We start from the raw sequence: 23,410 nt of genomic DNA, 5'->3' as shown, positions 1-23,410 counted from the left end.
GATCGATCCGGACCGGCAGCTGCCGGTACCAAGCCTGCGTGGCGAGCCGCCCAGCCCCTTGCGGCTGCCACAAGGTTGCGCGCTGCACCCGCGCTGCCCGAAGGTCTTCTCGTCCTGCACCGACGGCCGTCCCCCGGACCTGATCCCGGTGGACGGACGCACGGTGGCTTGCCTTTTGCATTGTCCAGCGCCGGCCCAAGCCGGCCAACCATAAGGAACCGATCCATGCTCATCAGCACCACCATGCGCCGCCGCAGCCTTCATGCGTTAGGCCTCGTCGCCCTGCTCGCCACCACGACGCTGGGTTCGGCCATGGCGCTGGCCGATGGCGGCGTGCTCACGATCGGCCGGCGCGAGGACGGCACCACGTTCGACCCGATCAAGACCGCGCAGAACGTGGACTTCTGGGTGTTCATGAACGTCCACGACGTGCTGGTCCGGGTGGACAAGAGCGGCACCAAGCTGGAGCCGGGCCTGGCCGAGAGCTGGGAGATGTCGCCGGACGGGCTGACCTACACCTTCAAGATGCGCGACGCGAAGTTCTCCGACGGCTCCCCGATCACCGCGGAAGATGCCGCCTTCTCGATCCTGCGCATCCGCGACAGCGAGGAATCGCTCTGGAGCGACAGCTACAAGGTCGTGAAGACCGCCGAGGCCACCGACGACAAGACGCTGGTGGTGACGCTGAACTCGCCATCGGCCCCATTTTTGGCCTCGCTCGCCATGCCCGGCGTGTCGGTGCTCTCCAAGGCGGCGATCGAGGCGGACGAGGAAGGCTTTGCGGAAATGCCGGTGGCGTCCGGCGCCTTCAAGGTCAAGGAGTGGATCCGCGGCGACAAGGTCGTTCTCGAGCGCAACCCGGAGTTCTGGCAGGCTGACCGGGTCAAGCTTGACGGGATCGAGTGGGTCTCCGTGCCCGACGACAACACGCGCATGCTGAAGGTGCAGGCCGGCGAGCTGGATGCCGCGATCTTCGTGCCCTTCTCCAACGTGGCCGAGCTGGAGAAGAACCCGGACCTGACGGTCCATCGTGATCCGTCGACCCGCGAAGACCACCTGCTCATCAACCACGAGCATGGCGCGCTGGCGAAGAAGGAGGTCCGCCAGGCCCTGGACTTCGCGATCGACGAGCAGGCGATCGTCGACACCGTGACCTTCGGCGTGGGCGAAGTCGCGAACTCCTATGTTCCCAAGGGTGCGCTCTACCACAATGCCGACAACCTGGTCCGTCCCTACGACCCGGAGAAGGCCAGGCAGATGCTGGCCGATGCCGGTGCCTCGGACCTGACGCTGAACTACCTGGTGGATGCCGGCGCGCAGACCTGGGAGCAGATCGCCGTCCTGATCCAGCAGCAGCTCGCCAAGGCGGGTGTGACCGTCAACATCCAGAAGGTCGACCCCAGCACGAGCTGGGACACGCTGGTGGCCGGCGAGTACGACGTCGCCGTGAACTATTGGACCAACGACGTCATCGACCCCGACCAGAAGACGACCTTCGTGCTCGGCCATGACACCAACATGAACTACATGACCCGGTACAACAATCCGAAGGTCAAGGAGCTGGTGGAGCAGGCGCGGGTCGAGATGGACCCGGCCAAGCGCGAGGCGCTCTACAAGGAGATCCAGGTCATCGCCAAGGACGACGTCCACTGGATCGACCTGTACTACAGCCCCTACGTCAACGTTTCCCGCAAGAACATCGAAGGCTTCTACCAGAACCCGCTGGGACGGTTCTTCCTGGAAGACACCGTCAAGAACTGACCTGCGGGCGCCAGGGCCGGACCGGGCGGGCAGGTCCCGCAAGTTCCGGCCCTGTTTCGCGAAGAAGCCGGCAAGTCACCGGCACGGCGGTCTCTTCACGATCCGGATATACGCCGTCCAGTTGCTCAAACGCCGCAAGCAGACACTTGATGGCGGCAGGCGTTCAAGTACTCTCCCCTGGCGGGAGATGCGGATGTCGCGCATCGGCCGAGAACAGATAAGGTGAACAACCGTGCCGCTGCTCGTCGATGCAGGATCCATCCGCGAACGAATCGAAGCACTTCCGACCCAGGTCTTTCCTGAAGGCACCCCGATACTGTCGGTCGGCACCAGTACCGGCAAGCTGTTCATCCTCGCTTCGGGAACGGCCGAGGTCATGAAGGACGGCGTGCGCCTTTGCGAGCTGACCGAGCCGGGTGCGGTGCTGGGCGAGATCTCGGCCCTGCTCGGGCAACCGCACACGGCCGACGTCCGTGCCGTCACGGCCTGCACGTTCCGCGTCGCCGATGCGACCGAGTTCCTCCGTGGCGATCCGACGGCGGCGCTACTGGTCGCCACCATCATGGCCAAGCGTCTGGATGCCGCCAACCAGGCCCTGGTCGAGGTTCGCAGGGAGATCTCCGCCGACAAGCCGCGCAGCGTCGTGGGGCGCGCGCTGGACCGGCTTGCCGAAGCGCTCCGCCAGGACACCGACCCGGAGCTGGCGCGCTACATGTATGGTGGCTGGATGTAGCCAGGGCGACGCCGGACCGCTGGCCCGGCAGCAGACTTCTACGGAACGAAGTTCACGCCCCCGCTCTTTCCTCTGCTCGGTCACCTCAGGGTGCAGAAGGAGGAGACGATGCGAAATGGCCCGGCACTTCACCAGCCGGCGACGCTTCCTGCAGGCAGCCTCGGCCCTGGTTGCGGCGGTTCCCTTCTTGGCATTGGGTAGCCCCATGGCGGCCGAGGCCCGGCTCACAGCAAGGCCCGGCCGCCCCTCGCTGGAGCCGATGGAACCCGGCCTGCATCCGCTGGGACTGGATGGAGCCCGGGACGGCAGGCTGTATGTCCCGCAACGGCTGGACCTGGCGCAACCGGTACCGCTCGTCGTCATGCTGCATGGCGCCGGTGGAACGGCCGATCAGGTCGTGCCGATCCTGCGCGCGGCCGCCGATCGAACCGGCAGCCTCTTGCTTGCCCCCGATTCGCGGTCGCGACGCAGCTGGGACGTCATCCAGGGCGGGTATGGCCCCGACATCACCTACATCGACCGGGCGCTGGGCGACCTGTTCACGCGTTTCCCGATCGACGCCCGGCATATTGCCATGGCCGGCTTTTCCGACGGCGCATCCTATGCCCTCTCCGTCGGCCTGACCAACGGCGACCTCGTCAGCGACATCCTGGCCTTCTCCCCGGGCTTCGCCGCGCCGGTCGCCATGACGGGCAGGCCCCAGGTCTTCATCAGCCATGGCGTCGTCGACGAGATCCTGCCGATCGACCGCTGCGGCCGCCGGCTCGCCCGCGACCTGGCGCGTACCGGCTATGACGTCGACTACCGGGAATTCGCAGGTGGCCATGTGGTGCCGCCTGACCTGGCGGATGCCGCCATGGACCGCTTCACCGCAGGACTATAGATCCCCGTCTCCCTCGGAGTTGGCCCAGCCGCCCGGCCGATGGTCCTGCATCTCGAACCCTGGCAGGAAGGGATACCTTAGGTGCAAGCGCGACGATGGCAGCAGAGCATGGGCTGGCCTGCAGAGACTGCCGCGAAGCTGCGGCCTTGGACGTCGCCAGGGAAGTCGTAGAACGGTACGATCACGTTCCACGCGCGCTGCCAGCTCTGGCCAATGGCAGGATGGTGGCGGCCCCAAAGACCGGTGTCGAAGGCGGCTAGTGCCGCTCTGCCGGCGGCGGCGTTCACTTCGTTCCCCATGAATGGCCAGAAGGCCATTCATCAGACCTCCGACAGAGCCCGGTCCCGGCATGAGACACCGGTCGCCTGAGGACCATGATCGTCGGATCGGCAGTGCAAGCCACCTGCCATGCGTCATTTGCTGCAGAGCAACAGGTCCCATCATCGTTCCGCGCAACGGCAGTTTACTGCCCGGCCGAGGATGCGACCTGCAGTTTGGCTGGGGGCGCGGTTGCCGAGATCATCATGACTGCTACGAGGAGAAGCCCCGGCAACAGGGCCAGGTTCATCGCCTTCCAGCCGATCGTCTGCTCGAGCAGACCGGACAAGCTCGCCGAGATGGCGACACAGGAGAACAGGAAGAGATCATGCAGCCCTTGCACGCGGGCCTTGTCTTCCGGGGCGTGGCTCGCGGTCAGCATGGTGGTTGCTCCCACGAACATCAGGTTCCAGCCGAGGCCCAGCAAGAAGAGGCCGGTGGCGAAATGGATGGTCGTCTCGCCACTCAAGGACGCCACGATACAGGCAGCGATGAGCAAGGTCCCGGCCAGGATGATCGGGCGCGGTCCGAACCGGGCAATCAGGCTGCCTGTCGCCAGGCTCGGGGCGAACATGCCAACGATGTGCCACTGGATGACCGTCGCACTCTCGTCAAAGCCAAGCCCGCAACCCAGCATGGCCAGCGGCGTCGCCGTCATCAGGAGATTCATGGAGAGATAGGCCACCAGCGCCACGGTGAACGGGCGCCGCAGATGCGGGTCCGAGATCAGCCGGCGCGCCGCTGGCCTGGCCTTGGTCGAGACTGGGGCGTTCGGCCGGGGAAGACCGAGGGCAATCAGCACCACGGCCATGGCGGCAGTCACCGCCATGACGGCCAACTGGCTGCCCGCGAACAGGAACAGAGGGACTAGGTCGCGGGTAGCCTTAGCCAGTTCCGGTCCGGCGACGGCTGCCACCGCACCTCCCGCGAACACCCAGCTGATGGCCCGCGCGCGCTGCCTTTCCCCGGCAGGGCCGGAGCGGCCGCCGCCTCCACCACAGCAACAGGACGCATCGGCCGCGTCGGCAGCCGCAAAGCGGACATACTGGCAGAAGGCGGAGAACACCCCGTAGAGGACACCCGCAAAGCAGAACAGAGCGAACCAGCCCTGGACGACCGCCAGGTACCCGCACATGGCGGACACGGCTCCGAACCCGCAGCCGACCTGCAGTCCAAGCCTGCGACCGAAGCGCTGCATGAACAGGGAAGCCGGCAGAGTCGCCCCGATCGATCCGAAGAACTGCATGCCCAACGGCAAGGTGGCGAGCATCGGCGACGGCGCCAGCGCCAGGCCCACCAGCGGAGCGGTACTGATGACGACCGTGTTCGCGACGTAGAACAATGCCTGGCAGACAGCCAGCACCGACAGGTTCCTGGCCAGGAGTGAGCCTGGCGCCATTGGGAAAGCTACGGGCATGCGCATGACCGGGAGCCTAGGCGCGAACGATTGGTGCGTACAGCGTCGACCAGTCCCCGGCACCTGGAGAGCCTCTGGGAACCGGCCGCCGGTACGGTGATCACTTTGCCGGCTATCATGCAGGCATTTGACCAGCGTGCCGGACGGTCACAGCACCTGAACAAGGACGACGCCTCAGCGTCGTTCCCGGCCGTATCCTCACTTGCTCCCGTTCAGACGGCGCGCGATGGGGTCCGTCGGGTCGACGTCACGTTCAGATGGAGAACTGGCTGAGCTCCATGCCGCGCAGCGCCCACGACAAAGGAAGCAGGCGTCGCCCGCCTGGAAGGCAGAGCGTTTCGGACTGTTCTGGATCTAGTGGAGCCGCTTGGCTGGGGGACCTGGATTCGAACCAGGATTAATCGGGTCAGAGCCGATCGTTCTACCGTTGAACTATCCCCCAGCGGGCGGACGGGTCCTTAGGAGGTTCATGGGTGGTTCGTCAAGGGCGGTGGCAACGTCTGGAGGCGGTTCAGGCATGCGGCACGGTCAGGCGCCATGTCCTGCTCCAGCCACCACTCCTCGACCATCCGCAAGCGCCTGCGGACGTCCGGACCGGGCGACACGCCCTGTGCCAGGACGTCGCCGCCGCGCAAGGGAAAGTCTGGCCTGGTCCAGTGCGCCGCCTCGGCGAGGCGGGCGCGGACTTCGTCGCCCGCCAGGTGACCACGGGCTGCCGCCAGTATGAAGCGATCGCGCCAGGCGTGGATTCCCTCGCGGTACCAGCGCCTATGCCGGGCGGAAGGTGCTTCATCGATCGGCGGAAATGGCTGGCCCAGAAGAGCCTCCAGCCGGCCGCGCTCGGCGGCGGACAACTTCAGGCGTGCCGCTACCCTCTCGCCGGCACCCGGCTTTGGCTCGTCCTGGCGGAGCAGGGCAGCAAGGTGCAGGACCGGATCGACAGGAAGCCGCAGTTCCAGGAGTTCTTCCAGGCGTGCCGGGTCGGCCGGGCCCAGGTCGAGCACTTCCAGGATCTGCCCGGACTGCATGGCGAGCAGGCTCAGCACGGCGCGCGGGGCCGCCAGCAGTTTGAACAGCTCGGCAGAGATGCGCTCCGCGCTCAGGTTCCGCAGCCGGTCGCGATGACGAACGCAGGCAGCGAATCCATCCCGGTCCGGCGAGCCTTGCCCGAACCGGGCGTAGAAGCGGAAGAAGCGGAGGATGCGCAGATGGTCCTCGAGGATGCGCCGGTCCGGGTCGCCGATGAATCTCACTGTCCTTGCGGCGAGATCCGGCAGGCCGCCGAGAGGATCGAGAACGGCTCCATCCGGCAGCGCATAGAGCGCATTGATCGTGAAGTCCCGCCGCGCAGCGTCCGCCTCGATGGTCGTGCCGAAGGCCACACGGGCATGCCGCCCGTCCGTCGCCACATCCTGCCTGAGCGTGGTGACCTCGAAGCGGCGGCCCAGGGCCACGACGGTAACCGTGCCGTGGGCGATCCCGGTCGGGATCGCCTTCAGACCAGCGCCTGCGACCGCCGCGACCGTCTGCGGCGGCAGGAGGTCCGTCGCGATGTCGATATCCAGCATCGCGTCGTCCAGCTCTGGGTCGAGCAGGCTGTCTCGCACGCATCCACCGACGAACCAGGCTCGTCCTCCGGCGGTCCTCAGCCCGTCGATCACCTGGCGTGTCGCCCGGGCCTGCAGCCACGGGGCACGTAGCTTCGGCCCCAAACTGTCCGTCAAGGCTGCCAATGCAGGACCCTGACGAAATTCACGATGATCCCGGCCGTCGCACCCCACACGTTGCGGCCATTCCAGGGCATCGTCCAGTACTCACGCATTCTGCCGTCCCGCATGCGTGTCTCACGTTGATGGTTGGCAAGGTTCATCACGAAGCCCAGCGGCATCTCGAAGATGTCGGCCACTTCGAAGGGATCGGGAATCCAGGCTGGTGGCGGTGTTACCCACCCGACAATCGGGTGGATCCGAAAGCCGGTGACAGTATCGTAGGGTGCCAGTTCGCCGAGGACGCGCACATTCTCGGGCGGAAGGCCCACCTCCTCCCAGGCCTCACGCCTGGCGGTCGCGGCAGGATTGGGATCACCTGGTTCCATGCGACCGCCTGGAAAGCTCACCTGCCCGGCGTGATGCCGAAGATGGCCGGTACGGGTCGTGAGCAGAAGGAATGGCCCGTCGACGCGGTCGACCAGCCCGACCAGCACGGCCGCGGGCCGGGGCACACCGGGCGGGCGGAGCGTCTCGTATCCGTCGTCACCCGCGTGGAGTTCGGCCATCCCAGGCTGCCGCCCAGACGCACCGGCGCGAAGATGGCCGGCAAGCCGTTCAGGATCGGCCCAGACTGCCCCGGGATCGGGCAGTACCGGCTTCACGCGCCAACCTCGCCCAGGGCGTCCAGATCGTGCATTACGCCACCAGCCCAAAGGCAGATGCCATCAGCATTAGTGTCGCTGTCAGCTAGGGCCAGTTCGACGAGATCGTACCAGACCGGCCGCGCCAGCGCCGCCTTGAGGCCGCGTTCCAGTTCCACGTAGATTCTGGCATCCCCGTCCGGCGAGACGATCACGCGCAGTGGATGCTCGCGTCCAACCTCGATCCATCGGCCAAGATTGGTGCGCAGCCGAATCGTCCGCTCTCGTCCTTCCCCTTCGACCGCCATTTCGACGGCGACGAACGGCGCGTCGTCGACGGTGACGCGGCCACGCTCGACCGGCGTCACCAGCCAGTACGACCCATCGGCCTCCCGTCGGAGGACAGAGGCGAACAACTTCACCAGTGGTGCCCGGTGGATCCGTGAGCCACGATAGAACCAGGAACCGTCGGCCGCGATCCGCATGTCCAAGTCGCCGCAGTCCATCATCGCCCCTCCAGGGCTCGTCACGTTGCTTCTCCCGTTCGCTGTGTTTCGATGGGTGGTCCCGAACTTCCGAGGCAGCAGGATCGCCGGCGCATCCGCGAGCCACGACCGCACGCGCAAAGGTGGAAAGGCACCGTGCATGGCCCTATGTGTGATCTAGATGAGTGATCGAGCAAGTCTGCTCAACGCCCTGCCAAGCGGTGGCATTCCCTCTCTGGAGGATGGATGAGCGTCGTGAATGAACCCGGGGACGAGGTCGCGGTCCAGGCCGTCGAGGCCGCGGTCGACAGCCTTTCACGGGTCAAGGAAGCGGTTGCCACGGTCGTCTATGGTCAGGAACGGGTGGTCGAGGAAGCGCTGGTGACCCTGCTGGCCGGCGGCCATGGGCTGCTTGTCGGTGTTCCGGGCTTGGCGAAGACCCGCCTGGTCGAGACGCTCGGGATCGTGCTGGGCCTGAGCCAGAAGCGGGTCCAGTTCACCCCCGATCTGATGCCGTCGGATGTGCTGGGATCCGAAGTGCTCGACGATGCCGGCGATGGCCGTCGCTCGTTCCGCTTCATTCGCGGCCCCGTTTTCGCCCAGCTACTGATGGCCGACGAGATCAACCGCGCCAGTCCGCGCACTCAAGCTGCCCTGCTCCAGGCGATGCAGGAGCGCAAGGTGACCGTTGCGGGCGAGGATCACGACCTGCCGCGGCCCTTCCATGTGCTGGCGACGCAGAACCCCGTGGAGCAGGAGGGCACCTATCCCCTTCCTGAAGCGCAGCTCGACCGCTTTCTCCTACAGATCGACGTCGAGTATCCAAGCGAGGCTGCCGAGCGCCGGATGATGCTGGTGACGACCGGCGCGGTAGAAACGATCGTGCCGTCCGTCGCCGACCCGCGCATGCTGGACAGCTGGCAGCGCGTGGTCCGCCGGCTGCCGATCGGGGAGCAGGTCGTCGATGCGATCCTGAAACTGGTCCGGGCGGCCCGGCCCGGCAGCGGTGCCCTGCCGGACCTCGACAGGCTGCTGGCCTGGGGTGCCGGACCGCGGGCAAGCCAGGCGCTGGCCCTGGCGGTCCGGGCACGCGCCCTGCTCGACGGGCGCGTAGCGCCATCGCTGGAGGATGTGAAGGCCCTGGCGCGTCCGGTCATGCGCCACCGGATCGCGCCGAGTTTCGCCGCCCGTGCCGACGGTATCGACGCTGACGAACTAATTCGTCGCCTCCTTGCCCATGCGCTCTGAACCGATCCGGGAACCGCTCCAGCAGCGGGCCGAGGCGGCCGGGCTGGCCGCAAGGCTTCCTGCGCTGCAGATCGAGGCCAGGCGCATTGCCGCTGGGATCCTCCAGGGTGTCCACGGCCGGCGTCGGGCGGGTCCGGGCGAGACCTTCTGGCAGTTCCGTCCTTACCAAGCAGGCGATCCTGCCCATCGGGTCGACTGGCGGCAGTCCGCCCGCGGCAGCCGCCTGTTCGTGCGCGAGCGCGAATGGGAAGCAGCCCAGGCCGCCTGGCTCTGGTGTGATCGCAGCCCGTCGATGACGTTCAGGTCCAGCCACGCCGTGCCGCGCAAGATCGAGCGTGCGGCGGTCCTGATGATCGCTCTGGGTGATCTTCTCGTGGCCGGTGGCGAGCGTGTAGGCGTGCTTGGCCATGACGAACGTGCGGTCGTCGGCAAGACGATCCCTAGCCGCATCCTGCGTTCCTTGAGCGGGACGGAGGCGATCCGGGCGGAAGAGCATCTGCCGCCGGCAAGGATCCCCGGCCATGCCCGGACCGTGCTGTTCGGCGACTTCCTGGAGCCTGTCGACACGCTCCGCAGCTGGCTGGAACCGCGTGTCGCTGCTGGCGTGAAGGGCGTCCTGCTGCACGTCGTCGATCCAGCAGAAGAGACCTTCCCCTATACGGGCAGGATGCTGATCGAAGGAATGGAGCAGGATGGCAGCCGCCTGGTCGAGAATGCCGGCGTGCTCGCTGCGCGATATCGTGCGGTCTGGCAGGCCCATCGTGACAGCCTCACGGAGGAAGCGCGCCGCCGCGACTGGGTCCATCTGGTGCATCGTACCGATCAGCCCGCCTCGATGGCGCTGATCGCTCTGTGGCAGGCACTTGCGCTGCCCACCGCCGGGAGTGCCTGAAGCTTGCCATGGCTCGGATCCCTCGCCTTTGCTCAACCGTTCCTTCTAGGTGCGCTGGTAGTCCTTCCCGCCATCTGGTTGCTGCTCCGCGTCATTCCGCCGAGCCCAAAAAGGCGCTTCTTCCCACCGATCCGCCTGCTGCTGGGCATTCCTGAAGAGGAACGGACCAGCGCGCGCATGCCCTGGTGGCTCCTGGCCCTGCGGATGCTGATCGCGGCTCTGCTGATCCTGGCTGTATCCGGTCCGGTGCTGCAGCCCGTGCCTGGCGCCACCCGTGACGGTCCGCTCCTGCTGGTCGTGGATGACGGTTTTGCGGCCGCACCCGGATGGAGCCGTATGCGCGATGCGGTGGAACGTGTCCTGGTATCGGCGCGCCGTGAGGACCGCTCGGTCCTGCTGCTCCGCACAGCCGGCACGGGCGCCGGCGTGGAACTCCTGTCCGGCACGGCAGCGGACGCCGAGGCCGACCTTGCCCGCCGCGGGCCGGCTAGCTGGCCGGTCGACCGGATGGCGGCCCTGGATGCGTTGTCGGATCTGGGCGAACCGCCCGCCGCGGTCTGGTGGTTCAGCGACGGCGTGGCAGCGGGTCCAGAGGACCGCGCGACAGCGTCATCGCTGGCGCAGCGCTTGCGTGCGCTTGCGCCGACCCGCTTGGTCGTTCCGGTAGCGGGCGACGAGGCCCTGCTGCTGCGGCACGGCAACCCGGACGAGGATGGACTGGGCTTCGTGGTCGAGCGGGCCGCGATCGCGGATGCGGACAGGCCGCTGCGGGTCCTGGCGCTTGCCAACCGTGGGGAAGTGCTTGCCCATGCCGATGCGATCATCCCGCCGGATGCTCGTTCTGTAATGGGCAGCCTCCAATTGCCCATCGACCTGCGTAACCAAGTCGAGCGACTGGAGATCGAGAACAGGCGCGGTGCCGGAGAAGTAGTACTCGTGGACGAGCGCTGGCGCCGTCGCAGCGTCGGGATCGTGGCGCCCGCCGACGAAGGCGTTGACCAACCGCTCCTGACGGAGACCTGGTACATCGAGCGGGCTTTGGGTCCTTATGCCGACGTCCGAAGGGGCGATATCCCCGGGTTGATCCAGAGTGAACCCGCGGCCATCGTGCTGCCGGACGCGGCGGCGCTGACCGAGCAGGACCGTGTGGCACTGGAAGGCTGGATCCGCGCGGGTGGCGTGGTGATCAGATTCGCCGGCCCCAGGCTCGCTGGCAGCCAGGATACGCTGGTGCCGGTGCCGTTGCGCGAGGGTGACCGGCAACTGGGTGGCGCCTTGACCTGGGCCGAGCCATTGCCACTGGCGCCTTTCCCGGCCGCTGGTCCGTTCGCCGGCTTGCGGGTGCCACCCGAAGTGACCGTTCGTCGGCAGGTCCTGGCGAGACCTGGGCCCGACCTCACCCAGGCCATCCTGGCGGCCCTGGGCGACGGTACACCGCTCGTCACCGGCGCACGACGCGACGATGGCTGGCTGATCCTGATCCACACGACAGCCGATCCGAGCTGGACTGATCTGCCGCTCTCGGGCGTCTATGTCGACATGCTGCGCCGGCTGACGGCACTCGGTCGCGGCGAGGAACGGACGCTCAGCGGCACGCTGCGTCCCTTGTCCGTGCTGACCGGAAGCGGGCAGCTTGCCTCCCCGCCCGTTGGTCTGAACGCCGTGGAAGCCGCCGGCTTTGCCGAAATTCGGGCATCGGCGACAACTCCTCCTGGTTTCTGGTCGCCTGTGGAGCTGCGCAGCGGCGACGATGAGGCGCCACGGCGGGCGCTGGACGTGGCCCAGAACCTGCCTGCACTGACAGTCGTGGACGGCATTGTACTGGGGCTCCCCGAAGTACGGGTAGGTCCGTCCAGCGAGACGGAACTGGGTCCCTCGTTGCTGGCTGCTGCCTTTCTCCTGGCCCTGGTGGATCTGATCGTGACCATGGTGATGCGCGGCCTTCTTCCCATGTCGCCGATCGTCCGCAGTGCCGGCGGGGCGGCAGCAGCCCTTCTGCTGGCCGCCGCATTCGCCCTGCCAGCGGCAGCCGACGACGTTCGGGCGCTGGAGGCTACCGAAGTCACGCGGCTGGCCTGGGTGCGGACGGGAATCCAGGATGTGGACGAAGTGTCGGCGGCAGGCCTCGAAGGCCTGTCCCTGGTCCTGCGAGATCGCACCTCGGTAGACGCGGAGGAGCCATTGGCGGTGGATGTCGAGGCCGACGACCTCGCCTTGTATCCGCTGCTCTACTGGCCCGTTCCGCCCGAGCATCCTGACCTGTCCGAGGAGGCCGTCCGCAAGATCGGTACCTATCTCAGGCAGGGCGGCATGATCGTGTTCGACACGGGCGATGCGGCCAGGACCCTGACCGACGAGCCGGGGCCAGGCGCTGACCGCTTGGCGCAGCTGTTCAGCCAGCTGGACCTGCCGGCGCTCTCGCCGGTCGACCCGGACCACGCGCTTGGACGTTCCTTCTATCTCCTTCCGAACTTTCCCGGCCGATTTGGCGCTCGCACCCTCTGGGTAGACACGCCGCGTGGCCAGGTGAACGACGGAGTCTCGACCGTCATCGTCGGCTCGTCCGATTGGGCGGGCGCCTGGGCCGTCGACAGATATGGCGACTATCTGCTGCCTGTGACGCCCGGCGGAGAAGAACAGCGGGAGACGGCAAGGCGGGTGGGCGTCAACATCGTGATGTACGCCCTCACCGGCAACTACAAGACGGATCAGGTGCACGTCCCTGCCCTTCTGGAGCGTCTCGGCCAATGACCGGTGTCGACCTAGTCTTCGATCCCCTGCTGCCATGGTGGGTCATCGCCGTCGGCGCCGTGCTTGGCGTGCTGGCGATTGCACTCGGCATCTGGCGGCGCTCCTCCGGGATTGGCTGGCGTGGCCTGGCACTGGCCGTCGTGCTGGCGGCTCTGGCTGGGCCGTCGATCATCGCCGAGGAGCGCGAGCGGCTGCCGGACGAGCTGCTTTTGGTGACGGACCGCAGCCCTAGCCAGGAGATCGACGATCGGGCCGCACGGACCGATCAGGCGGTCGCCGCGCTTCGGGCCCGGTTGGGCAACGTTACCGACCTCGATGTGCGCGAGGTGGTCCTCGAGGCGGATCCTGATCGCGGAACGGCGCTGTTCGACCGGCTCGACCAGGCACTCGGAGAAGTCGACCGGCAGCGTCTGGCAGGTGTGGTCGTCGTCACGGACGGCCGCGTGCATGATGTACCACAGGATCCCGCCAGCACGGGCCTGCAGGCGCCTCTTCATGTGCTGCTGACGGGCAGGCCCGGCGAGACCGACCGTCGGCTGATGGTCGAGCGGGCTCCTACCTATGCCATGGTGGGCGAGCCGCAGACCCTCACCCTGCGGGTCGAGGATGAGCCCGGCAACGGTACGGCGCCGGTGCCGCTGCGCCTGTCCATCAATGGCGAGGTCCTCACCACCACGACCCTGATCCCCGGCCAGTCCACGGAGATACCGTTCCGGTTGGAGCGTGGGGGGCAGGCGGCCGTCGAAGTGGAGGTCGATCCGCTGGAAGGCCAGATCACGGCGCAGAACGACCGGCAGGTGGTGTTCGTCAACGGCGTACGCGACCGGCTGCGCGTGCTGCTGGTATCTGGCCAGCCCTATCCGGGCCTGCGGGTCTGGCGCAACCTGCTCAAGGCTGACGCCGCGGTCGACCTCGTCCACTTCACGATCCTGCGCCCGCCCGAAAAGCAGGACGGTACGCCCATTCGCGAGTTGGCCCTGATCGCATTTCCATCGCGTGAACTGTTCGAGGAGAAGCTCGACCAGTTCGACCTGGTGATCTTCGATCGTTACGCGCGCAGGGGCCTGCTTCCCTCGATCTACCTGGATAATGTCGCGGCCTGGGTGGAGCGCGGCGGGGCCCTGCTCGAAGCGGCCGGTCCGGAGTTCGCAGGGACCTCGTCCCTGTTCCGCACGCCGCTCGCCCGTGTCCTGCCGGGTGCACCCACTGGCGACGTCTCCGAGCTGCCGTTTACTCCCAGCCTGACCGAACTCGGCCGCCGTCACCCTGTGACGCGCGGGCTCGATGCCGACGGACGCCGCTGGGGCCGCTGGTTCAGGCAGGTGGCGGTGGATCCCGGCGATGCCACCGTGGTCATGGCCGGTGTCGCCGAACAGCCGTTGCTGCTCCTCAAGCGTCAAGGCGAAGGCCGGGTCGCGCAGCTCTTGTCCGACCATGCCTGGCTCTGGGCGCGAGGCTATGAAGGCGGCGGTCCGCAGAGCTTGCTGCTGCGCCGGCTGGTCCATTGGCTGATGAAGGAGCCGGAACTCGAAGAAGAGGATCTGGTTGCGTCGGGTGCGGAGCGTCGTCTCACGATCGAGCGCCACTCGCTTGTCGAATCGCCCCATGAGGTGACGGTCACCTCACCCTCCGGTGCCGTGCAGCGGTTGACCCTCGTTCCTGATGCCACGGGCGTCGCCCGCGCCGAGATCGCTGCGGACGAAGGAGGCTTGTGGCGGATTGACGATGGGACCAACGTCTCCTTCGCTTCGCCGCTACCTGTGGCACGCATCGAGGGCGAGGCCGTGACGGCCACGGCCGATGCGCTTGAGCCGATCGTGCGGGCAACCGGTGGCACGATCAACTGGACGGCCGATGGGCCCGTACCCGACGTTCGGCGGGTCGGCGAAGGGCGTCAGACGGCTGGCCGCGGCTGGATGGGCCTGATCGACCATGCCGCCTACCGGGTTCAGCGAACGGACCTGGTCCCCCTGATGCCCCCATGGCTGGCCCTGGCCCTGTTGCTCGGCACGACGGTGTTTGCATGGTGGCGAGAAGGACGGCGCTGACCTCTCGGAAGGTGAAGCAAGGACATAAATACAGTATTATTATGTAGTCCCTTTGATTTGACATGAGTGCAGTCGGCAACCACATGCGGTGTGATATGCGTTGCCGGAGTTGCCCTTCATGTCACGCCACGTGTTCCTGGCCGCTTCGGCCGTTTTCGTCTCCTCCACGGCGTTGGCCGGGGCTGCCGAGCCACTCGTCGACTCTGCCTGGCTGGCACAGCGGCTGGAACGGCAGGATGTGGTTGTCCTCGACATCCGCGACGCGGAAGATGGTTCTTCCGCAGCGTTGTTCGCGGAAGGGCATGTTCCCGGTTCGATCCATTCCGACTATGCCAAGGGTGGATGGCGGACCACGAGCGGCCGCATCGTCGGCATGTTGCCGCCGGTAGCGGAGGTGGAGGCACTGATCGGCCGTCTTGGGATCGACAACGACGACCACGTCGTGATCGTCGGCCACGGCAAGACCTCCAGCGACTTCGGGGCGTCGACCCGTGTGTTCTGGACCTTCGACGTGATGGGCCACGAGAACGTGTCGATCCTCGAGGGAGGTCATGCCGGCTGGGTCGCAGCAGGTGGACCAGTCGAGACCGGAGCTGGCCAGACGCCGGAGCCCGCCATCTTCAAGGCCGATTTCCGCCCGGATCTGGTGGCATCACTGGACGATGTGAAGGTGGCCCTCGATACCGGCATCCCGCTGGTCGATGCCCGGCCGGAGGGCCAATATACGGGCGAGGTCACTCCTCCCAATGTCGGGATCGCCGGGACCATTCCCGGCGCCTATAGCCTTCCTCACGACGTGGTGGTCCTCGACGGCAACGACGCGATCGAGGAGCCGCAACTGGATGCCCTGCTGGCGAAGCTCGACCTGCAGCCATCCGGCGAGAAGATCGCCTTCTGCAACACCGGACACTGGGCCTCGATCGGTTGGTTCCTCCTGAACAAGGTCGGCAACGATCCGTCCGTGCGCATGTATGACGGCTCGATGTATGAGTGGGCAAAGGTGGAAGGCGAGCAGACTGAGATCGGTGCGGACCGGACGGTGAACTGATGGCCTCGTTCGCGGGCTACATGCCCCCGCCTGAACCGCAGGGGTATCGGGTTGTCGACCGACTTGCCTTCACGTTGGCAGGCGCGTTCATCGTCCTGGCGTCTCTCTACGCCGGCAATGTGACGTCGGTCCGCAACGGCGTCCTGGTCGTCGCCGGGGCATTGCTTGGCGTCGCCCTCTACCACGCGTCCTTCGGCTTCACCGGCGGGTGGCGCGCCTTCGTCCGCGAGGGCAAGAGTGCATCGCTGCGCGCCCAGTTCCTTCTGCTGGCCATCACCACCTGTCTCCTCGTGCCAGTGATTGCGGTGGGCAGCATCGCCGGCCATCCTGTGAACGGCTTTGTCGTCCCTATCGGCCTCCCACTCCTGGCCGGCGCGTTCCTTTTCGGCCTCGGCATGCAGCTGGGCGGGGGTTGCGGCTCTGGAACCCTCTTCACGGTCGGAGGCGGCAGCGTCCGCATGCTCGTCACCCTGATTGCGTTTGTTGCCGGCTCGATGTTGGGTGTCGCTCATGCACCGGCCTGGAATCAGCTGCCAAGTGTCGAGGGTATCGTGCTCTGGCAGACCCTGGGTGTGCTGCCGACACTGGCGTGCACCCTCGCCGTGCTGGGCATACTCGCCTTCCTGGCAGGCCGAAGGGAGCTGAAGAGGACCGGCCGTCTCGCCCCCCTCGGGTCAGCAGCCTCGCCGGCGAGGCTGCTGACCGGTCCTTGGCCACTGCTCTGGGGCTCGCTGGCCTTGGCGGGACTTTCCCTGGTGACGCTCCTGGTCGCTGGCCATCCCTGGGGAATCACGGGAGCATTTGCCATCTGGGGAGCCAAGGCCCTGGCCCTGGCAGGTGTCGATGTTGCCGGATGGCAGGCCTGGTCCTCTCCTGGCTCCCAGGCGCAACTCCGGGCGAGCCTGTTCGCCCACCCGATCTCGGCGATGGATATCGGCCTGATCGCTGGCGCGATGATGGCTGCCGGTCTCGCCGGCAAGTTCGCGCCGAAGGTGGATCTGTCCGTGGGCTCAATGGTGGCTGCTATCGTGGGCGGCCTCCTGATGGGCTACGGTGCGCGTCTTTCGTCGGGCTGCAATATCGGTGCTCTGCTGGGCGGCATCGCATCCGGCAGCCTGCACGGCTGGATCTGGTTCGCGATGGCCTTCGCGGGGTCTCTTGCAGGCATCCGCCTGCGACCATCCTTCAGGCTGACGGGCTGAGCACGTCGTCTCGGGGTCTGGCCCTTCCTGCCGCCCACCCCCTGACGGCAGCCTTTGGAAGGCTTCACGTCAAGAAGGCGCAACTCGGTTGGCGTCGGCTCGATCGGTTGCGACAGCGACGACGTCCGCAGGAGTTGCGGCCTGTTCGGCAGCAGTTACCAGGCCAATGCCGACCGCTCCGTCGACACAGTGTTCATGCACGGCGGTGCATCTGATTCGGTCGTGGGCTCTCCGGCGATGGAACGGGCGCGCCTGTTCCATCGCCGGAGAGCCCACGCGAAGCCCGGTGGCGTTGGTGCAGTTCGACGAGCTAGCTCCCGAGCGGCCAGTTGGGCCGGAACTTCTGTCGCAGGCCGTCATGGCTGATGCCGAAGAAGTCGGCGGGTCCGCCGCCTCGGAGTAGCGGGCGGCCGCTGGCCGTGTCGTAGATACCGTCCTTGAGGAGCGTCCGGTCGATCCGGACGACCACGACCTCGCCGAACACCATCCAGGTCTCGACCGCCTCTCCGTCCGCCCGCCGCAGCTGGACGACCTGTGTCGTGCGGCACTCGAACGAGGCGGGGCTCTCCTTCACGAATGGGGCCTTGATGAGCCGGGAGGGCGCCGGAGGAAGGCCGGCCAGCTGGAACTCGTCCACGTCTGCCGGTGCCGGTGCACTCGTAAGGTTGACCTGATCGATCAGGGCCTCGGTCGCGAGGTTCCAGCAGAACTCGCCGGTCTCCTCGGCATTGCGGAGGCTGTCCTTGCGGCCGATGGAGCAGAATCCGATGATGGGCGGCCGGTAGTTGAAGGCATTGAAGAAGCTGTAGGGCGCAAGGTTCAACCTGCCCACCTGATCTCGCGACGAGATCCAGCCAATCGGCCTTGGAGCCACGATCGCATTGAACGGGTCGTGCGGCAGTCCGTGTCCGTTTTGCGGCTCATAGACATGGTCGTCGGACATGGAGGCGTTTTCCTTCCGGTACGGCATTGCCCATCCAGAGCACATCTTTGTACCACGGGCGACCGGTCTCGCCGCAGGTCTGGTTCGTGGCGCGATGGGTGGTCGTGATCATGCACCCGCTCTAGGTTCTAGCGGGTCCACGCTCATTCGACGGAAGAACCCGTGCAATCGCCTGCGATGTCCAAGTCAGGCCTGGCCAGCCGAAGAACAGAGCTGATCATCGTCCTGGGCGCCCTCACCGCGTTCGCTCCCCTGGCGATCGATATGTACCTACCGGCATTCCCGACGCTGGCCCAGGTGTTCGTGACCGATACCGGGCATGTGCAGACCACGCTCGCGGCCTTTTTTCTCGCCTTTGCGCTCGGCCAGGCATTCTGGGGGCCACTGGCCGATCGATATGGCCGCCGCAGGCCACTGATGGTGGGTCTGGTCCTGTTCATGGCAGCCTCGATCGCCTGCACGATGGCCCCCTCGATCACGGCCCTGGCAATGCTCCGCTTCGTACAGGGATTGGCTGCTTGTGCATCGGTGGTGATCGCTCGGGCAGTCGTGCGGGACGTATTCCCGGCAAGCGAGGCCATCCCCATCTTCGCAGCTCTGATGCTGGTTACAGGTCTGGCACCGATCCTTGCGCCGCTTCTGGGCGGCCAGCTACTGGTCACGGTCGGGTGGGAATCGGTATTCTGGTTCCTGGCGATCTTCGCCGGCGGCTGCCTGCTGGCCGTCATCTTGCGACTGCCTGAGAGCCTGGCTCCTTCCATGCACCGATCGCTGGCACCTGGTGCGGTCCTCGCGACCTATGTGGGCCTGATCCGGGACCGTAGGTTCCTCATGCCATCGCTCGCAGGCGGCTGCGCGATTGCCGGCATGTTCGCCTATATTGCCGGCGCGCCATTCGTCCTGATCGAGATGTACGGCATCCCCGAACGTCATTTCGGCTGGGTGTTTGGGGCGAACGCCATGGGCTTCGTGATTGTCGCCCAGATCAACGCCCGGATCGCCCGCAAGGTGGACCCGGCGCGCATGATCCGGACGGCGGGGTTGGTGCAGATACTGGCCTGCCTCGTTCTGCTGACAGTGGCCTGGTCCGGCACGCACAGCCTGGTTCTCACCCTCGCGCCTCTGTTCGTGTGCATTGCCAGCCTGGGCCTGTTGATGCCGAACACGTCGGCGATCGCCATGGCGTCGTTTCCCGATCGGGCGGGCGCCGCATCGGCCCTGCTTGGCACCATGCAGTTCTCGCTGGCAGCCATCGCCTCGGGCCTCGTCGGCATCCTGCACGACGGCACGGCCCGTCCAATGGCGACGGCCATTACCCTGGGTGCAATGTTCGGCATGTTGGCCGGGCGCAAGGTCGACGCCAGCGTCCTCAAGCGAAGGTAGATCATCCTTTGATCAAGGAATGCTTGCCGCTTGGGCAGCGCCCACCCACGTGTGTTTAGCGCATCCTAGAGCACGGACGGACACATGATCGATCTCTACTATTGGCCGACTCCGAACGGCCACAAGGTAACGATGTTTCTGGAAGAGGTGGGACTGACCTATCAGGTCAAGCCGATCAACATCGGCAAGGGCGACCAGTTCGCGCCGGAGTTCCTGGCGATCGCGCCGAACAATCGCATGCCGGCTATCGTCGATCATGAGCCGGCCGACGGCGGCAGCCCGATCAGCGTGTTCGAGAGCGGCGCCATCCTGATGTATCTTGCGGACAAGACCGGACGCTTTCTGCCGACGGAGCCGCGCGACCGCTACGACGTGCTGCAGTGGCTGTTCTGGCAGATGGGCGGCCTGGGTCCAATGGCCGGTCAGAACCATCATTTCTCGATCTATGCGCCAGAGAAGATCCCCTATGCGATCGACCGCTACGTGAAAGAGACCGGCCGCCTCTACGGCGTGCTCGACAGGCGACTTGCGGATCGCGAGTTCATTGGTGGAGAGTATTCGATCGCCGACATGGCAGCCTATCCCTGGATCGTTCCGCACCAGAACCAGGGTCAGGCCCTGGAGGACTTCCCTCATCTCCAGCGCTGGTTCAACAAGATCAAGGCGCGCCCCGCCACGGTGCGAGCCTACGAGATCGGGCCGAAGATCAACCCCACGCTCGGCAAGCCGATCGACGAGGACGAGAAGAAGATCCTGTTCGGTCAGACGCACAAGCGCTGAGCCGACCGAACGTCGACGGTCGCGGCTTCCACGCCTGTCCAGCGGAGCTGGGAAGCCGCCAAGTCAGTCAATCCCGATCGACGATGACAGGATGGCATCCTCCCCGGTTCCGTACAGGTGCGGGGGATGGCAAGAGGCTGGACCTCTCGGTCGGCCCAGGGTCAGCGCCTGCCGGATGCGTACCGAACTACTTGAGCAGCCTGGTCCGGCTTTTGCCGGGATGCGATGGACGCCCTGCATCGCTTGAGGGTGCCTGCTATCCCCGACGTGGCAGACCAGGGGCGGCCGTGTCGGGCGCAAGGCGAAGCCCCGTGTGCATTTTCGGCTTGAACCGACGATAGTCACGGCCGGGTAGGATTCTGTTAATAGTGGTGGTCGCATGCTTGCCCGGCACAGAGTTTGGCGCGCCGGAACCGGACATGCATCATCTCTCACGCGATTTTCTCCGCCGTTAAGCGCTGCCGATCGTCGTTCTTGCATACCTAGCGTCGGCGCTGCTTGGCCTCGGGCTGACCGGCGAGGCGGGCGCCATGGCGGTGATCTGGCCAGCCAACGGACTGGTCGTGGGCCTCCTGGCGGGCTGGATGGGCCGTCCGTACTGGCCCGCTATTGCAGGCTGCGGCGGCTCTGCCGTCGCTGCACACATGATCTACGGCGATTCCTTTGCGACGGCTGCACTGTTGGGCTGTCTCAACTTCCTGGAGATCGCCCTGGGAGTGTATCTGCTGTTGCGACTAGGCGGCCAAGTCTTCGAACTTACTCGGCTGAAGGACCTCCGGATCATATTCCTGGTTGGGGCGATGGTGGCCGCTGTCGGTGCCAGCATGGCCAGTCTGTTGCTGCCGGCGTTTCAGGAGGTCTCTCGCGGCGAGTTGTGGCTGGGCTGGTTCAGCGGCGAGACCGCCGGTATGTGGTTGGGCCTACCATTGGGACTGACCTTCGCGGAGGGCCCCAAGCTCCTCCATCCTTACACTAGGCAGTCCCTCCGCCGGCAGGCCCTGGAAGCGTTCCTCATTCTACTGGCTGTCGGTGCACTGGTCGCCTTGGCGTTTGCGTGGCATTTCCCTTCACCCGGCCTGTTCACGCCGATCCTGCTCTGGATCGCGCTCCGGCGTGGACCTGCGGCCACGGCAGCCGCCGTCCTGGTCTTCTCACTTCTGTTCACCGTCGCGATCTCGGCTGGTGGCTGGCTACCAGCAGGCCATACCTCCTGGTCGATCACGCCGCTGAAACTTCAGGTTCTACTCCTATGCACGACGGTGCCGCCGCTGGCGCTGGCGGTGCTGGCACGCGAGCGCGAGTTCACCTGCCTGGAACTCAAGCGCAGGCACAACGAGAACGCGCTATACCGGGCGATGGTGCAGGAACTGCCGGATTGCCTGAACGTCAAGGGGCTGGAGGGGCGCTTCATCGCGGCCAATCCGGCGACGGCCAGGCTCATGGGAGCGTCTTCGCCCGAGGCTCTGCTTGGTCGGACCGATCATGACTTCTATCCGGCCGATCTTGCGGACCGATACGCTCGGGATGAAAGGACCTTCCTGGCGCGCAAGGAGACGATCGTCATCGAACAGCCGATGCTGTTCCCGGACGGCTCGCAAGGCTGGCTGTCCTCATTGAAGGCACCCTTTCACGATGCGGCCGGCGCCCTGGTGGGAATCGTCACCCACAACCGTGACATCACGCGGCGAAAGCAGCTGGAGATCGAACTCGCGGACGCCAAGCGGCAGCTGGAAGAGGCGATCGCAAGCATGCCTGATGGGTTCGCGGTGCTGGGGCCGGACGGGCGGATCGTGATGTGCAACCAGCAATACCGCGAGCTACTTCCGTTGGCCGCTGATCTGGGCGCTATGGACCGCCGACCGCGGCCAGATCCATCGGTTGCGTCGAAAGTCTCCAATGTCGTCTTGCATGACGTGGATCAGGAGCCCGCGCGCGGGACGGGTGCAGCCTTTGTTCGCCAATCAGGACTGCAGGAGATCCGTCTCAGCGATGGCCGCTGGCTCGATGCCAGGAGCCATGCGGTCGCCGACGGGAGTCTGATCGTCTGCCTGCGCGACATTACCGAGCGAAAGCAACTGGAACTGCAACTGGCCACCGCCAAGGCACAGGTAGAGGATGCGCTCCAGAGCATGGCGGACGGCTTTGCCGTTTTCGACGGGGATGACCGACTGGAACTGTGCAACGATCGGTATCAAGAAATCTTCGCCAGCAACAAAGATCTGATCCGCCCGGGTATAAGCAGGGAGGAACTCGTACGAGCGACAGCAATTCGTGGAGGATATATCGGAGTTGATTCATCAAGCCTGGATGACTTCGTTCATCGGACGGTGAACTTCAGAGAAGGAAACCGAAACTGTCAGATGGCAGACGGGCGATGGATCGATATCTCTGCGCGCAGGACCCGCCGCGGTGGCACAATGTTCGTCTACCGTGACATCACCGAGCGCAAGTTGCTGGAGACCCAGCTCCACCACCGGGCCAACCACGACCCGATGACCAAGCTTGCGAACCGGGCAATGTTTCACGACGAGCTCGAACGGCGCCGTCTACACGCCGTCCGCACCAGCACGAAGCTGGGTGTCATGATGATCGACCTGGACCGGTTCAAGGCAGTCAACGACACGTACGGCCATGAAGTCGGGGACAGGCTGCTGATCGAGATCGCCAAACGCTTAAAGGAGAGTGTGCGCGACGGCGATGTGGTGGCACGGCTGGGCGGCGACGAGTTCGTGGTGCTTGCCACGGGCCGTTCCGATGGTGATGGCTTTGCCGCTCTCGCCACTCGATTGATCGAGCGGCTTGGAGACAGGTTGGTTGTTGGAACGATCACGCTGACACCAGCTTGCAGCCTTGGTCTCGCCGTGTTTCCGGATGATCTCGAATCGGCAGACGATCTGGTTCTTGCAGCCGATCGTGCGCTCTACGCCGCAAAGGCCGCCGGACGAGGTAGTTGGTCACGCTACAAGCCGGAACTGGCTCATCCGTCTGACCTCAGTCCCAGCGGACACCCTAACTGCCCCGCTGCCAGCTAGTTGTCTGGTCCCGGGATGAGGTGGTGTGGGTCGATTTTAAAGATGGAGGGGTTATCCTTGCAGGCATCGCAGATGGCCTTGAAGGGCGTCCGCCACAGTAGTGCCTTGAGGTGCCTGGCAAAGTTGCAGGCGGTGC

The 23,410-nt window shown here is 65.9% G+C and carries 18 protein-coding genes, 1 tRNA gene and 1 pseudogene; 13 read left to right on the top strand and 7 right to left on the bottom strand.

The features are described from left to right. The first annotated feature begins 58 nt into the window (after positions 1–58). The 4 genes from VHL31_RS26660 to VHL31_RS14095 all read left to right on the top strand — a co-directional run bounded on the left by VHL31_RS26660 (position 59) and on the right by VHL31_RS14095 (position 3,377). The gene (locus tag VHL31_RS26660; protein WP_414653735.1) at positions 59–214 is read left to right on the top strand and encodes a hypothetical protein; all 156 of its coding nucleotides are present in this window, start codon (positions 59–61) and stop codon (positions 212–214) included. Positions 215–312: 98 nt separating this feature from the next. Beyond that, on the top strand, positions 313–1,761 hold the full coding sequence (locus tag VHL31_RS14105) for an ABC transporter substrate-binding protein (RefSeq protein ID WP_349262445.1): 1,449 nt from the start codon (positions 313–315) through the stop codon (positions 1,759–1,761). A gap of 232 nt (positions 1,762–1,993) precedes the next feature. After that, on the top strand, positions 1,994–2,494 hold the full coding sequence (locus VHL31_RS14100; RefSeq protein WP_329661857.1) for a cyclic nucleotide-binding domain-containing protein: 501 nt from the start codon (positions 1,994–1,996) through the stop codon (positions 2,492–2,494). A gap of 115 nt (positions 2,495–2,609) precedes the next feature. After that, positions 2,610–3,377, top strand: a complete 768-nt coding sequence (locus VHL31_RS14095) for a twin-arginine translocation signal domain-containing protein (RefSeq protein WP_329661856.1) — start codon at positions 2,610–2,612, stop codon at positions 3,375–3,377. Positions 3,378–3,840: 463 nt separating this feature from the next. On the opposite strand, the gene VHL31_RS14090 is transcribed toward VHL31_RS14095, so the two are convergent. From VHL31_RS14090 to VHL31_RS14070, 5 genes are all read right to left on the bottom strand, one after another. Beyond that, complete coding sequence (locus VHL31_RS14090; protein WP_329661855.1) at positions 3,841–5,058, bottom strand: MFS transporter; 1,218 nt, start codon at positions 5,056–5,058, stop codon at positions 3,841–3,843. 422 nt (positions 5,059–5,480) lie between these two features. After that, positions 5,481–5,554, bottom strand: a tRNA-Gln gene (locus tag VHL31_RS14085). 25 nt (positions 5,555–5,579) lie between these two features. Beyond that, positions 5,580–6,773, bottom strand: coding sequence for a CCA tRNA nucleotidyltransferase (locus VHL31_RS14080; RefSeq protein WP_329661860.1), 1,194 nt, complete (start codon positions 6,771–6,773; stop codon positions 5,580–5,582). Between the two features lie 59 nt (positions 6,774–6,832). Beyond that, a complete protein-coding gene (locus tag VHL31_RS14075) occupies positions 6,833–7,387 on the bottom strand; it encodes a CoA pyrophosphatase (protein ID WP_329661854.1) in 555 nt (184 codons plus the stop codon). Positions 7,388–7,479: 92 nt separating this feature from the next. After that, complete coding sequence (locus tag VHL31_RS14070) at positions 7,480–7,992, bottom strand: DUF1285 domain-containing protein (RefSeq protein WP_329661853.1); 513 nt, start codon at positions 7,990–7,992, stop codon at positions 7,480–7,482. A gap of 201 nt (positions 7,993–8,193) precedes the next feature. Here VHL31_RS14070 and VHL31_RS14065 point away from each other — a divergent pair, with 201 nt between their 5' ends. From VHL31_RS14065 to VHL31_RS14040, 6 genes are all read left to right on the top strand, one after another. After that, positions 8,194–9,195, top strand: a complete 1,002-nt coding sequence (locus tag VHL31_RS14065) for a MoxR family ATPase (protein ID WP_329661852.1) — start codon at positions 8,194–8,196, stop codon at positions 9,193–9,195. Beyond that, positions 9,185–10,087, top strand: a complete 903-nt coding sequence (locus tag VHL31_RS14060) for a DUF58 domain-containing protein (protein WP_329661851.1) — start codon at positions 9,185–9,187, stop codon at positions 10,085–10,087. Before VHL31_RS14065 ends, VHL31_RS14060 begins: the two co-directional genes overlap by 11 nt. A 3-nt stretch (positions 10,088–10,090) precedes the next feature. After that, positions 10,091–12,838, top strand: a complete 2,748-nt coding sequence (locus VHL31_RS14055; RefSeq protein WP_329661850.1) for a DUF4159 domain-containing protein — start codon at positions 10,091–10,093, stop codon at positions 12,836–12,838. Further along, entirely contained in the window at positions 12,835–14,886 is a 2,052-nt protein-coding gene (locus VHL31_RS14050) for a hypothetical protein (RefSeq protein ID WP_329661849.1), read from the top strand. Before VHL31_RS14055 ends, VHL31_RS14050 begins: the two co-directional genes overlap by 4 nt. Before the next feature lie 118 nt (positions 14,887–15,004). Further along, complete coding sequence (locus tag VHL31_RS14045) at positions 15,005–15,934, top strand: sulfurtransferase (RefSeq protein WP_329661848.1); 930 nt, start codon at positions 15,005–15,007, stop codon at positions 15,932–15,934. Beyond that, positions 15,934–17,136 (top strand): YeeE/YedE family protein, encoded by a 1,203-nt coding sequence (locus tag VHL31_RS14040; protein WP_329661847.1) that lies wholly within the window; start codon positions 15,934–15,936, stop codon positions 17,134–17,136. The genes VHL31_RS14045 and VHL31_RS14040 overlap by 1 nt, the downstream gene beginning before the upstream one ends. Before the next feature lie 310 nt (positions 17,137–17,446). Here VHL31_RS14040 and VHL31_RS14035 read toward each other — a convergent pair whose 3' ends face one another. Beyond that, the gene (locus tag VHL31_RS14035) at positions 17,447–18,079 is read right to left on the bottom strand and encodes a flavin reductase family protein (protein ID WP_329661846.1); all 633 of its coding nucleotides are present in this window, start codon (positions 18,077–18,079) and stop codon (positions 17,447–17,449) included. 177 nt (positions 18,080–18,256) lie between these two features. On the opposite strand from VHL31_RS14035, the gene VHL31_RS14030 reads away from it, so the two are divergent. From VHL31_RS14030 to VHL31_RS14020, 3 genes are all read left to right on the top strand, one after another. Further along, entirely contained in the window at positions 18,257–19,462 is a 1,206-nt protein-coding gene (locus VHL31_RS14030; RefSeq protein ID WP_329661845.1) for a Bcr/CflA family multidrug efflux MFS transporter, read from the top strand. A gap of 84 nt (positions 19,463–19,546) precedes the next feature. Continuing rightward, positions 19,547–20,242, top strand: coding sequence for a glutathione binding-like protein (locus VHL31_RS14025; protein ID WP_329661844.1), 696 nt, complete (start codon positions 19,547–19,549; stop codon positions 20,240–20,242). A 458-nt stretch (positions 20,243–20,700) separates the two neighbouring features. Beyond that, a complete protein-coding gene (locus VHL31_RS14020; protein ID WP_329661859.1) occupies positions 20,701–23,274 on the top strand; it encodes a diguanylate cyclase domain-containing protein in 2,574 nt (857 codons plus the stop codon). Here the strand turns inward: VHL31_RS14020 and VHL31_RS14015 are convergent. After that, positions 23,271–23,410, bottom strand: a pseudogene (locus VHL31_RS14015) (IS481 family transposase); the annotation flags it as partial. The gene VHL31_RS14020 and the pseudogene VHL31_RS14015 sit on opposite strands and share 4 nt — an antisense overlap.

The sequence above is a fragment of the Geminicoccus sp. genome, from assembly GCF_036263595.1.
Classification (GTDB): Bacteria; Pseudomonadota; Alphaproteobacteria; order Geminicoccales; family Geminicoccaceae; genus Geminicoccus.
Note: the sequence above shows the minus strand (reverse complement) of the source record. Positions and strands in the feature narration are given on the sequence as shown.

Coding starts and splice junctions, on each gene's coding strand:
- VHL31_RS14105 (WP_349262445.1), top strand. CDS start 313: ATGGCGCTGGCCGATGGCGGCGTGCTCACGATCGGCCGGCGCGAGGAC.
- VHL31_RS14095 (WP_329661856.1), top strand. CDS start 2,610: ATGGCCCGGCACTTCACCAGCCGGCGACGCTTCCTGCAGGCAGCCTCG.
- VHL31_RS14075 (WP_329661854.1), bottom strand. CDS start 7,387: ATGGCCGAACTCCACGCGGGTGACGACGGATACGAGACGCTCCGCCCG.
- VHL31_RS14065 (WP_329661852.1), top strand. CDS start 8,194: ATGAGCGTCGTGAATGAACCCGGGGACGAGGTCGCGGTCCAGGCCGTC.
- VHL31_RS14060 (WP_329661851.1), top strand. CDS start 9,185: ATGCGCTCTGAACCGATCCGGGAACCGCTCCAGCAGCGGGCCGAGGCG.
- VHL31_RS14050 (WP_329661849.1), top strand. CDS start 12,835: ATGACCGGTGTCGACCTAGTCTTCGATCCCCTGCTGCCATGGTGGGTC.
- VHL31_RS14045 (WP_329661848.1), top strand. CDS start 15,005: ATGTCACGCCACGTGTTCCTGGCCGCTTCGGCCGTTTTCGTCTCCTCC.
- VHL31_RS14040 (WP_329661847.1), top strand. CDS start 15,934: ATGGCCTCGTTCGCGGGCTACATGCCCCCGCCTGAACCGCAGGGGTAT.
- VHL31_RS14035 (WP_329661846.1), bottom strand. CDS start 18,079: ATGTCCGACGACCATGTCTATGAGCCGCAAAACGGACACGGACTGCCG.
- VHL31_RS14030 (WP_329661845.1), top strand. CDS start 18,257: ATGTCCAAGTCAGGCCTGGCCAGCCGAAGAACAGAGCTGATCATCGTC.
- VHL31_RS14025 (WP_329661844.1), top strand. CDS start 19,547: ATGATCGATCTCTACTATTGGCCGACTCCGAACGGCCACAAGGTAACG.